General features: G+C 49.4%; 16 protein-coding genes and 1 other annotated feature. Of the genes, 15 read left to right on the top strand and 1 reads right to left on the bottom strand.

Annotated features, from left to right (window positions below; all coding sequences use genetic code 11):
• The first annotated feature begins 66 nt into the window (after positions 1 to 66).
• The 10 genes from sigG to B9D94_RS20310 all read left to right on the top strand — a co-directional run bounded on the left by sigG (position 67) and on the right by B9D94_RS20310 (position 9,192).
• The gene (sigG, locus tag B9D94_RS20355; RefSeq protein ID WP_006209087.1) at positions 67 to 849 is read left to right on the top strand and encodes an RNA polymerase sporulation sigma factor SigG; all 783 of its coding nucleotides are present in this window, start codon (positions 67 to 69) and stop codon (positions 847 to 849) included.
• Positions 850 to 1,040: 191 nt separating this feature from the next.
• Complete coding sequence (locus tag B9D94_RS20350) at positions 1,041 to 1,349, top strand: YlmC/YmxH family sporulation protein (protein WP_100086481.1); 309 nt, start codon at positions 1,041 to 1,043, stop codon at positions 1,347 to 1,349.
• A 70-nt stretch (positions 1,350 to 1,419) separates the two neighbouring features.
• A complete protein-coding gene (pgeF, locus tag B9D94_RS20345) occupies positions 1,420 to 2,277 on the top strand; it encodes a peptidoglycan editing factor PgeF (protein ID WP_036637899.1) in 858 nt (285 codons plus the stop codon).
• Between the two features lie 8 nt (positions 2,278 to 2,285).
• Positions 2,286 to 2,975 carry a YggS family pyridoxal phosphate-dependent enzyme gene (locus tag B9D94_RS20340; protein WP_148247853.1) on the top strand — a complete coding sequence of 230 codons (690 nt, stop codon included), beginning with the start codon at positions 2,286 to 2,288 and terminating at the stop codon, positions 2,973 to 2,975.
• A gap of 2 nt (positions 2,976 to 2,977) precedes the next feature.
• Positions 2,978 to 3,424 (top strand): cell division protein SepF, encoded by a 447-nt coding sequence (locus B9D94_RS20335; RefSeq protein ID WP_036637904.1) that lies wholly within the window; start codon positions 2,978 to 2,980, stop codon positions 3,422 to 3,424.
• Between the two features lie 8 nt (positions 3,425 to 3,432).
• Entirely contained in the window at positions 3,433 to 3,702 is a 270-nt protein-coding gene (locus B9D94_RS20330; RefSeq protein ID WP_006209093.1) for a YggT family protein, read from the top strand.
• Between the two features lie 13 nt (positions 3,703 to 3,715).
• The gene (locus B9D94_RS20325) at positions 3,716 to 4,498 is read left to right on the top strand and encodes a YlmH family RNA-binding protein (protein ID WP_148247851.1); all 783 of its coding nucleotides are present in this window, start codon (positions 3,716 to 3,718) and stop codon (positions 4,496 to 4,498) included.
• Between the two features lie 170 nt (positions 4,499 to 4,668).
• A complete protein-coding gene (locus B9D94_RS20320) occupies positions 4,669 to 5,163 on the top strand; it encodes a DivIVA domain-containing protein (RefSeq protein WP_036637907.1) in 495 nt (164 codons plus the stop codon).
• 65 nt (positions 5,164 to 5,228) lie between these two features.
• Positions 5,229 to 5,506, top strand: a binding site (T-box leader).
• A gap of 62 nt (positions 5,507 to 5,568) precedes the next feature.
• Entirely contained in the window at positions 5,569 to 8,658 is a 3,090-nt protein-coding gene (gene ileS, locus B9D94_RS20315) for an isoleucine--tRNA ligase (RefSeq protein ID WP_148247849.1), read from the top strand.
• Positions 8,659 to 8,844: 186 nt separating this feature from the next.
• The gene (locus tag B9D94_RS20310; protein WP_148247847.1) at positions 8,845 to 9,192 is read left to right on the top strand and encodes a DUF5665 domain-containing protein; all 348 of its coding nucleotides are present in this window, start codon (positions 8,845 to 8,847) and stop codon (positions 9,190 to 9,192) included.
• A 77-nt stretch (positions 9,193 to 9,269) separates the two neighbouring features.
• Here the strand turns inward: B9D94_RS20310 and B9D94_RS20305 are convergent, their stop codons facing one another.
• On the bottom strand, positions 9,270 to 10,010 hold the full coding sequence (locus B9D94_RS20305; protein ID WP_148247846.1) for a TraR/DksA C4-type zinc finger protein: 741 nt from the start codon (positions 10,008 to 10,010) through the stop codon (positions 9,270 to 9,272).
• A gap of 62 nt (positions 10,011 to 10,072) precedes the next feature.
• On the opposite strand from B9D94_RS20305, the gene B9D94_RS31095 reads away from it, so the two are divergent.
• The 5 genes from B9D94_RS31095 to abc-f all read left to right on the top strand — a co-directional run bounded on the left by B9D94_RS31095 (position 10,073) and on the right by abc-f (position 14,044).
• Entirely contained in the window at positions 10,073 to 10,216 is a 144-nt protein-coding gene (locus B9D94_RS31095) for a hypothetical protein (RefSeq protein WP_006209097.1), read from the top strand.
• Positions 10,217 to 10,220: 4 nt separating this feature from the next.
• On the top strand, positions 10,221 to 10,721 hold the full coding sequence (gene lspA / locus B9D94_RS20300; protein ID WP_006209098.1) for a signal peptidase II: 501 nt from the start codon (positions 10,221 to 10,223) through the stop codon (positions 10,719 to 10,721).
• Entirely contained in the window at positions 10,718 to 11,692 is a 975-nt protein-coding gene (locus B9D94_RS20295) for an RluA family pseudouridine synthase (protein WP_082834316.1), read from the top strand. The genes lspA and B9D94_RS20295 overlap by 4 nt, the downstream gene beginning before the upstream one ends.
• A 77-nt stretch (positions 11,693 to 11,769) precedes the next feature.
• Positions 11,770 to 11,931 carry a hypothetical protein gene (locus B9D94_RS31090; protein WP_006209100.1) on the top strand — a complete coding sequence of 54 codons (162 nt, stop codon included), beginning with the start codon at positions 11,770 to 11,772 and terminating at the stop codon, positions 11,929 to 11,931.
• A gap of 142 nt (positions 11,932 to 12,073) precedes the next feature.
• Positions 12,074 to 14,044, top strand: coding sequence for a ribosomal protection-like ABC-F family protein (abc-f, locus tag B9D94_RS20290; RefSeq protein ID WP_148247844.1), 1,971 nt, complete (start codon positions 12,074 to 12,076; stop codon positions 14,042 to 14,044).
• Positions 14,045 to 14,131: the final 87 nt, after the last annotated feature.

Genomic DNA, 14,131 nt, shown 5'->3' with positions numbered 1-14,131 from the left:
AAGGAATAAAATAACCCCCCTCGGAGATAATGTACAGTAATGTTTCTCCTTGGGAGGTTAGTCATCATGACGCGAAACAAAGTTGAAATTTGTGGTGTGGATACGTCAAAACTGCCGGTTCTGACGAATGTGGAAATGAGGGAGCTGTTCCATAATCTGCAGCAGAACAATGAACGATCAGCTCGAGAAAAACTGGTGAATGGCAACCTGAGACTGGTCCTCAGCGTCATCCAGAGGTTTAATAATCGGGGGGAGTTTGTTGATGATCTGTTTCAGGTAGGGTGCATTGGATTGATGAAAGCCATCGACAATTTTGATTTGTCGCAAAATGTTAAATTTTCCACTTATGCCGTACCGATGATTATCGGAGAAATACGTCGTTACTTAAGGGACAATAACCCGATTCGCGTCTCGCGATCCCTGCGTGATATTGCTTACAAGGCACTTCAGGTCCGGGATCAGCTGACAAATGCGAACTCGCGCGAACCGACGATTTTTGAAATTTCCGAAGCGCTGAATGTGCCCAAGGAAGATGTTGTTTTTGCACTCGATGCTATTCAAGATCCCGTGTCCTTGTTTGAGCCGATTTATCATGATGGCGGAGATCCGATTTATGTGATGGATCAAATCAGTGATGATAAGAACAAAGATGTATCCTGGATTGAAGAAATTGCACTCCGGGAAGCGATGCACAAGCTCGGACAACGTGAAAAAATGATTTTATCCATGCGGTTTTATGAAGGCAAAACCCAGATGGAAGTTGCTGATGAAATCGGCATCTCCCAAGCTCAGGTGTCCCGTCTGGAGAAGTCAGCGATCAAGCAAATGCAGAAGCATGTCAAAACTTAGGAAGACCAGCCATCAAACGAAAAGACAACGATCCCATTCAAGGGGTCGTTTTTTTAATTTAAGTAAGTTATTTTACTCATGCGGCTCATATACTGAACAGAGGGTATTTATGTAAACGGCATGCCCGATCCTCAAATACATCTAAGGTGTGAATGCTCATGATACCTGAAAATCAAATGGTGGGGAAAAAGATGAAAATTTCCGATTTTCAAACGAAGGATGTTATTAATATCATTGATGGCAAACGGCTGGGACAGATCAGTGATCTGGAACTCGACTTGCGGCAGGGTCGAATTGAAGCGATTGTTGTGCCGAGTTACGGCAAGTTTATGGGGCTGTTTGGCGGCGGGAGTGATCTGATCATCCCCTGGCGGAATATCGTGAAGATTGGTTCGGATGTAGTGCTTGTCAAGATGGAGGAGCTGCGAAGAATGCCGGAAGATCAGGAGCCGGTGGAATATCTGGATCGCCCGGATCGCCATGATCGGCGCAGCTTCTGACAAGCCGCCAATCGGTTGATGTGTCTCCAGCGTATGTTTTCTGTTACACTGGGATAGAGGTGAAATGTTCATGGAACCGTTTGTGAGTCAGGAGAAGCAGACACCGAGTCTGTTCGTGCTGGAAAAATGGGGAAGGGAAACGGAGGCTGCTGCGATTTCAGCCGGTTTCACAGGCCGGCAAGGAGGCGTTAGCCGGGTACCATATGACAGTCTGAACTTGGCCTTTCATGTCGGAGATGAACCGGGTGACATTGTAGAGAACCGGAAATTAACCGCTGCGTCCCTTGGGTTTTCACTGGAGGACTGGACCTGTGGTGAACAGGTGCATGGCGTTCAGATTGGTGTCGTTCATGAAGAGGACAGAGGCAGAGGAAGCTTGGATCGGACCTCGGCCTTTCAAAATACAGACGGACTTGTGACCCATGTCCCCGGCGTGCTGCTGACTTCCTTCTACGCGGATTGCGTGCCATTGTATTTTTGGGACCCCGTTTCGGGTGCTGTCGGTTTGGCCCATGCCGGCTGGAAGGGAACGGTAGGCCGTATTGCTGAAGAAATGGTCGCCAAGATGGCCCTGGAGTATGGCAGCATGCCGCAGAATATTCGTACAGCCATCGGTCCGTCGATAGGCGAGTGCTGCTATGAGGTGGATGATCGGGTCATGGATCGTGTCCGTGATATTGGATTCGGGGGGCTTACGCCAGAGGAAGCTGCAAAATCAGCCCTGTATATCGACAAGGGACGCGGAAAATACATGCTGAACTTGAAAGAAATAAACAGACACATTATGATTAAAGCAGGAATATTGGCGGAACATATCGAATGTACTTCATGGTGTACAAGCTGCAATCACGATCTGTTCTTCTCCTACCGCAAGGATGGAGGGACAACGGGTCGTATGGCAAGTTGGATCGGGATGAGAAAGAGGTGAGTCGTCCCTTGAGTTTGATGGAACGTATCGATCAGGTGGAACAGCGAATAACGGAGGCTTGCGCAAGAAGCGGCAGGGACCGGAATGAAGTGAATATGATTGCGGTCACTAAATATGTCTCCTTGGATAAAACAGCTTCGGTACTGGATCAGGGACTTCAGCATATCGGCGAGAACCGCTGGCAGGACGCCCAGGAGAAGTGGAACGCCCTTGGAGACCGTGGAACGTGGCATTTCATCGGGCACCTGCAGACCAACAAGGTCAGGGATGTCATTGATAAATTTCAATATATTCATTCACTTGACCGCTTGTCCTTAGCCCATGAGCTGGAGAAGAGGGCTGCAGCGCTGAACTTTCAGGTATCCGCCTTTATGCAAGTTAATATCTCGGGCGAGGAATCCAAGTACGGATTGGCTCCTGAGAAAGCAGCCGAGTTCTTGAAGGAAATCAACAGTCTTTCACACGTAAAGGTAACCGGACTCATGACCATGGCTCCATATGAGTCGTCAGCGGAGCAGACGCGTCCTGTATTTCGTGGTTTAAGACAACTAAGAGATGAGCTGAATGAGCAGGCGCTGACATTGGAGCCGTTGACTGAATTGTCCATGGGTATGTCCAATGACTTTGAAGTTGCCATAGAAGAAGGGGCTACCTGGGTGCGTCTCGGCTCAATTTTAGTAGGTAAAGAGGAGGATTGACGATGGGCGTGATGAACCGGTTTATGAATTTCTTGGGACTGCAAGAGGAAGAAGAAGTTGTGGAACGCGAGGTTCTTGCCTCGCAGGACGAGCCGGTGGAGGCAACCCCGTTTGATCATCGGAAAAATCAAAAAAATGCAAATATCGTCAGCATTCATTCACAGAAGAACGTTAAGGTTGTATTAGTGGAGCCGCGTTCATATGATGAAGCACAGGAGATTGCAGATCATCTGCGGTCATTCCGAACAGTTGTCGTTAATCTGCAGCGCGTACGCAATGATCAGGCGCTGCGCATTATCGATTTTCTCAGCGGAACGGTATATGCGCTTAGTGGCGGAATCTCCAAGGTAGGGGGGAATATCTTCCTATGCACGCCGGATACCGTCGAGATTCAAGGTTCCATCTCCGAGATTTTAGCAGACGAGCATGAATATAACAGAATGAGGTGATCTAGGCTTTGAGCAGCGAAATTTATAGCATTGTTGGAACCCTGTTCCAAATTTATTTTTACATGATCCTGGTCTACGTTTTAATGTCTTGGCTCCCGAATGTGAGAGAAAGCTTTGTCGGGGAGCTGCTTGGCAAGTTAGTTGAGCCGTATTTGGCTCCATTCCGCCGGTTTATCCCGCCGATTATGGGCATGATCGATATTTCTCCGATTGTCGCGTTGTTCGTGCTGCAGCTGGCACAACGGGGCGTGTATGCTATCCTCGGATATCTACTGTAGCAGGTGAATAAGCATGAAACTGGACATCTATGATCATTTTCACAGGGACGAACGTGAATTTGTGGACCGGGCTTGGGAATGGGTTGTCAATGCCGGACAGTATCATGAAGCGAAGCTGACGGATTTCCTGGACCCTCGTCAGAGATTCATTCTGGAGTCGCTCGTGAATCGTCACCCCGATGTGCATGCCCTGTTTCAGGGTGGACATGCTGACGCAGAGCGCGTTCGGGCATTGATTGCACCGGATTATCGGGATCTTGAGGGCGAGGATTTGAAGATGAAAGTGCTCAGCATATCTTCCGGGGATCAGAAGTATCTGGAGCTCGACCATGGCGACTACATGGGTTCGATTCTGGGTCTTGGCATCAAGAGATCCAAGATCGGTGATATTCATGTGCTTGAGGACGGCTGCCATACGGTGGTTGCCGAGGACATCAGTTCGTTCCTGCATCTGAATCTCAGTCAAGTTCACAGGGTGCACGTGATGACGGAACTGCTGCCGCTGGACAAGCTTCAGGTCACGCATACGAATTTCGATACGATGGATATTACCGCATCTTCCATGAGACTCGACGGGATCGCCAGTGACGCATACAGGATCAGCCGGACGAAAATCGTGGTACCGATCAAGGCGGGCCGATGCCGTGTGAACTGGAAAGTGGAAGAGGATCCTTCAACGAATTTAAAAGAAGGCGATGTTGTCTCCATCCAAGGCTTTGGAAGGTTTAAAGTACTGGAGACAGGCGGCCTGACGAAAAAAGGGCGGTACCGTATCAAGGTTGGGAAATATGCCTGACCTTTGAAGGAATTGCCGTTTTTTTGTCGAAACAATACAAGGTACATTAATAATTACAATGGATTTGCCGATAAATCAGAATGACCGCTATTGTCTTCATGGACGGGTGGTTTGGCTACTACAGCGGATGAACCGTCTTGTAAGGCCCATATATTTAGGAGGTGCACACCATGCCATTGACACCGCTTGATATACATAACAAGGAATTTGCCCGTCGAATTCGGGGTTATGATGAGGACGAGGTCAACGAGTTTTTGGACCAGATTATTAAAGATTACGAAAGTGTGATCCGGGAAAATAAGGAGCTGGGAAACCAGCTGCTGACGATGCAGGAAAGATTGGATCATTTTTCAAATATTGAGGAAACCTTATCCAAGACGATCATTGTCGCTCAAGAAGCGGCGGACGAGCTGAAACACAACGCGAAGAAGGAAGCTCAGCTGATCGTGAAGGAATCCGAGAAGAATGCAGACCGTATTATCAATGATGCGCTGAGCAAATCCCGCAAAATTGCGCTTGAGGTTGAAGAGTTGAAGAAGCAGGCATCCATCTACCGTACCCGTTTCCGCTCCTTGGTTGAGGCGCAATTGGAGCTCTTGAAGCAAGAAGGCTGGGAGACGCTGGAGAGCCGTGAAGCAAGTCTTGAGCCTAAAGAGGTATACTAGGCGGGTATCCGGTTGACTTTTTCCCGGAAAGAGTCTATAACTAATAACATATTGTTGATTCATATTCGAATTCGTTGATGGGAATAGTACGCGAAGGATCTGTCCCTCAGAGAGCCGGCGGTTGCTGAAAGTCCGGCGTTCAGACCAAGCAGAAGATCATCCCGGAGAAGTGAAGCTGAAGCGTTTAACTGCGTGTGTAAGCTAAACCGTCTGCCGAACGTTACATCGGACCTTGTCTTGTAGTGAAGACATGGACTTAAGGTGTCGTTATGGATAGTCTTCTAGCGGAAGTCTGTTCAGCGAAATTAGGGTGGTAACGCGAGAACAGGTTCTCGTCCCTTTGGGGATGAGGCCTTTTTTTATTTTCACAGGAACATTACGAATCAGGGCGAAAGGACGATTGGCATGAACAGAGTAGACGTCAAAGAGAAGGCGCGGGCAAGAGAGCTGCGCATCTTGAACAAATGGAACGAGGAGAACACGTTCAAGAAATCGATCGAAAGCCGGGCCGGCAAGCCGAATTATGTATTCTATGAAGGGCCTCCAACCGCGAACGGTGCGCCGCATATCGGTCACGTGCTTGGCCGGGTCATTAAAGATTTTGTTGGCCGTTATCAGACGATGAAAGGTTACCATGTCGTTCGGAAAGCGGGCTGGGATACGCACGGACTGCCGGTTGAGCTTGGCGTGGAGAAGCAGCTTGGTATCTCCGGCAAGCAGGAAATCGAGAATTACGGCGTGGAAGCCTTTATCAAGAAATGTAAATCAAGTGTGTTTGAATACGAGCATAAATGGCGTGAGCTGACCGAAGCGATTGCTTATTGGACCGATCTGGATCATCCCTACATCACGCTGGAGAATGATTATATTGAGAGTGTATGGAACATCTTGGCGACAATCCATGACAAAGGTCTCCTGTACCGCGGTCATCGTGTAAGCCCGTATTGCCCGTGCTGTCAGACGACACTCAGTTCTCATGAAGTAGCCCAGGGCTACGAGGATGTTAAAGACCTGAGTGCAACTGCCAAATTCAAGCTGCACGATAGCGGAGAATACGTACTGGCATGGACGACCACGCCTTGGACACTTCCATCCCACGTGGCGTTAGCTGTAAATCCGGATATGGATTACGCGCGCGTAGAGCAAGAGGACGGCATCTACATCGTCGCTAAAAATCTGGTAGAGGATGTCATGAAGGGCGAGTTTACCGTTCTATCTACGTTGAAAGGTTCTGAGCTGGTTGGCAAAACCTATGATTCTCCATTTACCTTCGTACAAGCGGAGAAAAAAAATATAGTCGTTGGCGCCTCCTTTGTTACGGATGCAAGCGGTACGGGCATTGTGCATATGGCTCCTGCTCACGGTGAGGATGACTATCGGGTATGCCGCGAGAATGGCATCAGCTTTGTAAGTGTGGTCAATGGCCAAGGCCGATACACCGATGAAGTGACAGACTTTGCCGGACGTTTCGTCAAAGATTGCGATCTGGATATCGTGAAGTCGTTGTCTGAAAAAGGTCTTCTGTACAGCAAAGAGAAATATGAGCACAGCTACCCGTTCTGCTGGCGCTGTAAATCCCCGCTGCTCTATTATGCAATGGAGAGCTGGTTCATCGAGACGACAGCCGTTAAGGATCAATTGATTGCGAACAACAATGAGGTAACCTGGTATCCGGGCCACGTGCGTGATGGCCGCTTCGGCAAGTTCCTGGAAGATTTGGTTGATTGGAATATCAGCCGGAACCGCTATTGGGGAACGCCGCTGAACGTATGGGTCTGCGACACGTGCGAAGGACAATATGCCCCGCACAGCATTGCTGATCTTCGTGCCAACGCGGTTGGCGAGATTGCGGAGGATCTGGAACTTCACAAGCCTTACGTGGATGAAGTGAAAGTGAAATGCCCGCATTGCGAAGGTGGCGTGATGGAACGCACCTCTGAGGTGATCGACGTATGGTTTGACAGCGGATCGATGCCTTTTGCACAATATCATTATCCGTTCGAGGACAAGGAGAAATTCGAACAGCAGTATCCTGCCGATATGATCTGCGAAGGAATTGACCAGACACGTGGATGGTTCTACAGCCTGCTGGCCGTATCCACCTTGTTCACGGGTAAAGCTCCTTACAAAGCGGTCATGGCCACAGGTCATATCCTGGATGAGAATGGACAGAAGATGTCCAAATCCAAAGGGAATGTCATTGATCCTTGGGATATCATCGAAGAGTACGGTACGGATGCCTTCCGCTGGGCGCTGCTGGCTGACAGTGCGCCATGGAACAGCAAGCGGTTCTCCAAAGGGATCGTTGGCGAGGCGAAATCCAAAGTGGTGGATACGCTGGTAAACACTCATGCATTCCTGACGCTGTACGCCGGTATTGACGGCTATGATCCGAAGGAGCATGAATTCAAGGGATCGGACCATAAGCTGGACCGCTGGATTCTCTCCCGCCTGAACAGCTTGATTCAAGTAGTTGATAAAGGGCTGGCTGTGAATGATTTCCTGAATGCAGCCAAAGCCATCGAAGCCTATGTGGATGAGCTGAGCAACTGGTACATTCGTCGTTCGCGCGACCGATTCTGGGGCAGCGGGCTCAGCGAAGATAAGCTGGCTGCGTATGGAACGCTGACGCATGTGCTGCTCACCCTCTCGAAGCTTATGGCTCCATTTACGCCGATGCTGTCCGAAGATATCTTTGTCAACCTGGGCGGCGGCGAGAGCGTGCATCTGGCCGACTTCCCGCAAGCAGACCAAGCGCTGATCGACAAGGCGCTGGAGCAGGACATGGAGACGGCAAGACAGATTGTGGAGCTTGCGCGCAACGTCCGCAACGAGACCGGAATCAAGACGCGTCAGCCGCTGTCCGAGCTGATTGTGTCCATGGACCGTGAATTTGATCTTTCCGGATACGAAGACATTATCAAGGATGAGATCAACGTAAAAGCAATCGAGGTTGAGACCAGCGACAGCGGCTTCGTAGATTTCACGCTGAAGATGAATCTCAAGGTTGCCGGTAAGAAATACGGTAAGAATATCGGTTTCCTGCAAGGGTTCTTGAAGGGAATGAGCAGTGACGACACTCGCAAAGCGGTTCAAATGGGCGGTGTGAATGTCACTTCACCGGAAGGTGAGGAGCTGCAGATTACTGCTGACGAGCTTCTGGTGGAGAAGAAAGCGAAGGAGGGCTTTGCATCCGCTTCGGGTTATGGGTTAACCGTTGCGCTCAATACCGATATCACCCCAGAGCTGGAGCAGGAAGGCTGGGTTCGTGAAGTCGTGCGTGCCGTACAGGATACACGCAAGAAACTGGATCTGCCGATTGATAAGCGGGTCAACCTGACTCTTGACACGGATGATGAGCTTAGAGGCGCTATTACCGCTTTTGAAGAGGTTCTGCGCGAGAATGTGCTCGTGAACGATCTGCAATTTGGACAAAGTGAAGGCATGGAGCGGGTTGAGCTTGGCGGCAAAACGATCGGTATCCATATCGCCTGAAAGATAGATTGGATTTAATACCAATGCCCCTATCATGGGGCGTTGGTTTTTTTCATATTCAAGTTGAGGCAGGGTTCTTCAGCGGTTTAGGTTCTATACGAATGAGATTCTACCAATAGATACATAATAATCAGCGAATCGTGGTTTCGTATCCAGGCAGAGATTGCGGCTAAAGGGGCGTTGAATATGGCGGAGAAGTCGGATGAAACGGAGTTAACAGAAGAGAAGAAGCTGTTGGATGAAGACAAGGATCAACTGAGCGCGATACACCGAATGACCACGGACATTGCACAACAGCTGGAGAAGTCCCGGATTGCGGAATACACTCAGCTGTTGAACCGGCCCTGGAAGCTGATATGGACGAATCTGCTGGCTGGCACAGCCCGCGGCGTGGGGATTGCGATTGGTTTTACCTTTTTTGCAGCCACCATCATCTACGTTCTTCAGGCGCTGGGCGCACTGAATTTGCCGATTATCGGTGATTATATTGCAGACATTGTGCGTATTGTTCAGCGTCAGCTGGAGTTGACATAACAAGGAATTTTGCAAGTATGTACAAGGGGCCGGCAGCTGCCCTAATCGCAGTCATACCGCCCACCCGGAACTATTAGTTAGCTGAAGGATTCATCATCGGGGTCTCCGTTGGGATCAAGGAGGTAATTTCCTTCGCCCCGATTCAGGTAATCAACGTACTGGGGACTACGCACGATAAAGACCTCGGAACCATCGATATTGGTTGCAACGAAATTTTCATATACCTCAACAAAACCGCCATGATCATCGCCATTCTCGATATCCATCTCGTTATAACTGTCAATGTCGTTTCCTTCCGCCATTGCAGGTGTGTTGGAGGTGCCCCAGCTTTCGACGATCTGCCAAGCGTCCTCGCCATCAAAAGCGGAATACTCATGTTCATCCATGCTGGATTTACCAAAAGCGGGCGCCAGCACCTCTTCCTCAATCGGACGATTGTAGGACAGGTTTTCACGCGGAGTGTCTTTTACGCAATATTGCGTATCAGGCAGAGCTTCCAGCCGTTCATATGGAATGGGCTGGCCGCAGGTCAGACAAACACCATAGCGTCCGTGATGGATGGCTTCAAGTGAGAAAATGACACGTTGCAGTTCAAGATCTACCCTGTCCTGGAGGGCGAGGTCTTTTTCCCGCTCATAGAGCTCTGTAGCCAGATCACCGGGGTGATTATCGATATGTGATAACTCGCCGGTTGAATCTCTCTCGGACTCGCCGAGCCCATGCTGGTCGTTATAGATCATGCGCCGTTCAAGCTCAACTTTTTGATCCATCAGCTTCTGTTGCAGAATATCGAGTTGCTCCTGAGTTAAATGCGACATGTCAGGCTCCTTTCATGGTCCGAAGTTGACCTTCTGATTCATATGTATAGAGTGCACCTATCGTGTCGGTTTTACTGACGGAAAATGTTCTCGCCAATGGACAGGAATGGACGATTTCTGAGCCGCTGTGCTACAATAAGACGAGTTATGTACCGATCAGCGAAGGTGAACGTTTGGTTGGAGAAGACAAGAACGGAGTGACATAAACAAGTGGTATATTATTTGATTGCATTTGTTTTATTTCTTATTGATCAGGGCACCAAGTACTTGATTGCCACAAACCTGGAGCTATATGAGCAGATTCCGGTAATCGGTGATTTCTTCCTGATCACATCGAGCCGAAATCGGGGAGCCGCGTTTGGCATATTGCAGGATCAATTATGGTTCTTCATTGTTGTGACGCTTATCGTGGTGGCGGGTATCATCTGGTACTTGCAAAAGGTAGTGAAGGAAGGACGCAGATTACTGCCTACAGCACTTGCGCTTGTTCTTGGCGGGGCCTTGGGGAACTTCATCGATCGCCTGGTAATGGGAGAGGTTGTGGATTTCCTGCAGTTCAATTTCGGCAGCTACACATTCCCGATATTTAATATTGCTGATTCCTGTATTGTGATCGGTGTGGCGTTAATTATATTGGATACGCTTCTTGACGGAAGACGCGAGAAGATGAAGACAACAAGTGGAGTTTCGGGTACAGAAGGGAATGAATGATGTTGCAAGACGAAATGGATATGGATGCGGACTTTAACGATGGAACGGTACAGGGCCAGGAGCTTCATGAGTGGACCGTAGATGCTGATTCCTCCAAGACCCGTTTAGATAAATACATAACGGAGAGCCTAGGGGAAGAAGTTTCGCGCTCCCAGGTGCAGTTGTGGATTACAGATGGACATGTTAAGGTCAACGAGGAACCTGTAAAATCCAATTATAAGGTGAGTCAGGGTGATCATATTGTGCTGAGTGTACCTCAGCCATCGGTAGTTGAGATTATTCCGGAGGACATCCCGCTTGAAATTGCTTTTGAAGATCGGGACGTGATTGTGGTGAATAAACCGAGAGGGATGGTGGTTCACCCGGCACCGGGGCATTCCTCCGGAACGCTTGTGAATGCGCTGATGTTTCACTGCAAGGACTTGTCTGGCATTAACGGGGAGCTTCGGCCTGGCATCGTTCATCGAATTGACAAGGATACAACCGGTTTAATTATGGCAGCCAAGAACGATAAAGCTCATGCTTCTCTGGCCGCTCAATTGAAGGACCATAGCGTGAACCGTCGTTATCTGGCTCTTGTACATGGAAATATCAGTCATGATCAAGGAACGATTGATGCACCTATCGGCAGGGATGCGCAGGATCGTAAATTATATACGGTGACGGACCGAAACAGCAAGCATGCAGTTACTCATTTTACCGTGGTGGAACGGTTCGGAGACTATAGTCTTCTCGAGCTGAAGCTGGAGACAGGACGAACGCATCAAATCCGCGTGCATATGAAGTATATCGGCCATCCGCTTGTGGGTGATCCCGTATACGGCAAGAGCAAGGGAATCAAACTGAACGGGCAGGCGCTTCATGCAGCCGTTTTAGGTTTTGTCCATCCTTCAAGCGGACAGTACATGGAGTTTTCTGCACCGATGCCGAAGGATATGGAGGAATTGCTGGCGATCCTAAGGGGCCGCTAGCGGTTCCTTTTTTTTCTTGCGTTTGAATTGTCGGGTATGTTATAGTGACGATAACTTTAATGAAGGAGGTGAGCAGGATGAATATCGAGATGGTAAACAACCGTATTAGCCAGCTGCCTGTATCTATGGCTGGCATTGTTCATGCATTTCTCTACAACGGGAGAGGTCTGTCCAATTTCAATTATACGGTTGTACCATCGCGAGAAGTCACCTGCCTGCCTGCACGGATTAAGCCCTAATTAAGGCTTACTATTCTTAAGGGTCCGCAGAGCTTGCTCTGTGGGCCCTTTTTGCATTTGCAGCGCCCGGTTCTTCTCCAGCTAACAGGCATTCGAACAGTACGGATGAAATTTGTTCGGAGCATACAGGAGGAAACCTAATATGAATATGATCAATGTACAAAAACTTACTCAATACCACGGCGCCAATCTGGTGCTGGACCAGATATCATTTGAAATCCAAGAAGGCGAGAAGGTTGCTCTCATCGGAAGGAACGGAAGCGGAAAGTCAACGCTGATGCGTCTTCTTGCTGGTCATGACAAGCCAACCGAAGGACAATTGGCGATAAAGAAGAATGTGAAAATCGGATATTTGGAGCAAATTCCGAGCTATATGGATGCCTGGACGGTGCTGGATGTGCTGTCACAGGGCTTGAGTCATCTGACGGACTACCGAACGGAGATGACAGAGCTTGAGAAGAAAATGAGTGATGTTGAGATCGCAGCGGATGCAGCGCAATTAGATCGTGTACTCCGCCGCTATTCAGCTCTTCAGGAGCGGTTTGAGATCGAGGGCGGTTATGAACTGGAGGCCAGCATCGATAGGATTGCTTCAGGGCTTCAAATCTCCAAGCGTGAGTACGGACTTACCTTCGGCTCGTTGTCTGGCGGAGAACAAACTCGGGTGATGCTGGCATCACAGCTGATCGTACAGCCGGAATTGCTGCTGCTTGATGAACCTACCAATCATCTGGATCTGGCACGTACCGAATGGCTGGAGGGTTTTCTGAGCGACTATCCGGGAACTTGCGTCATTATCTCCCATGACCGATATTTTCTCGATCGGGTGGTGTCCAAAACGATTGAGATCGAGGATGGGGAAGTTTTCACAGCCAATGGCGGTTACACCGCATTTATGAGAGATAAGGAGGAACGGTTGCTCCAACAGTTTGCGGAGTATCAAGAGCAGCAGAAAGTGATCAAAAAGATGAAGGAATCGATCAAGCAGCTGGAGGAATTCGGACGCATCGGCGGCAATGAGAAATTTTTCAAACGGGCGGCGTCCATGCGCAGGGCGCTGGAACGGATGGAACAGGTCAAGAGGCCTGTATTGGAACGGAGGCAAGCTGATTTTGATCTCAATCCGCAGGATCGTTCGGGCCGCCGTGTGGCATACTTTGAACAAGTTGAGGTTGCTTACGGAGATCAGAGGGTGCTGAGAGGGGCATCCGGCTTGCTAGAGTATGGTGAGAAGATTGTGCTCATGGGCTCGAACGGCAGCGGTAAAACAACGCTCTTCAAGGTGCTGATGGGAGAGCTGATGCCGGATTCCGGAACGCTGGAATGGGGTTCCAGGGTGGATGTGGGCTACTTGGCGCAACAAGAAGAGCCGGAGAATCCCAAGGAATCCGTGCTTCAATATTTCCGCGGGAAGGCCGGGGTTGAGGAAGGCGAAGCTCGCGGGATATTGGCAAGGTATCTGTTCTACGGAGCGGCTGTATTCAGAACGGTCGGGCAGCTGTCGGGCGGTGAATGGACACGATTAAGGTTAGCGCTGCTTATATACCAGAAGCCGAATCTGCTTCTTCTGGATGAACCAACCAACCATTTGGATATCGCCTCACGCGAAGCGCTGGAGGATGCATTGCGAGATTATGCGGGGACCGTACTTGCCATCTCTCATGACCGGTATTTTGTCAATCAGCTGTCTCATAAAGTATGGGATTTGGAACAAGGCAAGCTTATCGTTTACTTGGGAAATTATGATGATTTTCGAGCCAAGAAGGATCAGTTGGCTGCAGCGTCACTTGCAAGAGAGCTTCCAGGCGGAAGAGATGACATTGCCTTGCCGAAGATAGCGCAGCAGAAAGCGAAGGAGAAGACCAGCGCTCAACCTGCGCAACATTCAAACCGAATAAGAGAGAATCCATCTTCTGCCGAACGGAGCCATTGGCTGGAGGAGGAGATCGACCGTTTGGAGAGACTCATTCAACAGCTTGATGGATGGCTTGAGACAGAGGGTCCGATGGTTGACGGAACGGATGCAGCGCTTCTGGAACAGCGCTGGAATGAGCGTGAGTCGCTGGCTGCGAATCGTGACGAGCTCCTGGCGGAATGGCTGGAATTGTCTTAAGCTGGATTTTGCTGATGAGGCTTAAGTCTATGACATACGATCAAGCTGAAAAAGTACAAATCATTTGATATATAATGCATGGCTCCT

This window comes from Paenibacillus sp. Cedars (assembly GCF_003184205.1).
Classification (GTDB): Bacteria; Bacillota; Bacilli; order Paenibacillales; family Paenibacillaceae; genus Paenibacillus_AQ; species Paenibacillus_AQ glucanolyticus.
The sequence above is the reverse complement of the archived record's forward strand: the minus strand, read 5'-3'. Positions and strand labels throughout refer to the sequence as shown.

Excerpts from the sequence above, each read along its gene's own strand:
- B9D94_RS20310 (WP_148247847.1), top strand. The coding sequence starts at position 8,845 with ATGGCGGAGAAGTCGGATGAAACGGAGTTAACAGAAGAGAAGAAGCTG.
- abc-f (WP_148247844.1), top strand. The coding sequence starts at position 12,074 with ATGAATATGATCAATGTACAAAAACTTACTCAATACCACGGCGCCAAT.
- B9D94_RS20305 (WP_148247846.1), bottom strand. The coding sequence starts at position 10,010 with ATGTCGCATTTAACTCAGGAGCAACTCGATATTCTGCAACAGAAGCTG.
- sigG (WP_006209087.1), top strand. The coding sequence starts at position 67 with ATGACGCGAAACAAAGTTGAAATTTGTGGTGTGGATACGTCAAAACTG.
- B9D94_RS31090 (WP_006209100.1), top strand. The coding sequence starts at position 11,770 with ATGAATATCGAGATGGTAAACAACCGTATTAGCCAGCTGCCTGTATCT.
- B9D94_RS20350 (WP_100086481.1), top strand. The coding sequence starts at position 1,041 with ATGAAAATTTCCGATTTTCAAACGAAGGATGTTATTAATATCATTGAT.
- B9D94_RS20335 (WP_036637904.1), top strand. The coding sequence starts at position 2,978 with ATGGGCGTGATGAACCGGTTTATGAATTTCTTGGGACTGCAAGAGGAA.
- ileS (WP_148247849.1), top strand. The coding sequence starts at position 5,569 with ATGAACAGAGTAGACGTCAAAGAGAAGGCGCGGGCAAGAGAGCTGCGC.
- pgeF (WP_036637899.1), top strand. The coding sequence starts at position 1,420 with ATGGAACCGTTTGTGAGTCAGGAGAAGCAGACACCGAGTCTGTTCGTG.
- B9D94_RS20320 (WP_036637907.1), top strand. The coding sequence starts at position 4,669 with ATGCCATTGACACCGCTTGATATACATAACAAGGAATTTGCCCGTCGA.
- B9D94_RS20325 (WP_148247851.1), top strand. The coding sequence starts at position 3,716 with ATGAAACTGGACATCTATGATCATTTTCACAGGGACGAACGTGAATTT.
- B9D94_RS20295 (WP_082834316.1), top strand. The coding sequence starts at position 10,718 with ATGATGTTGCAAGACGAAATGGATATGGATGCGGACTTTAACGATGGA.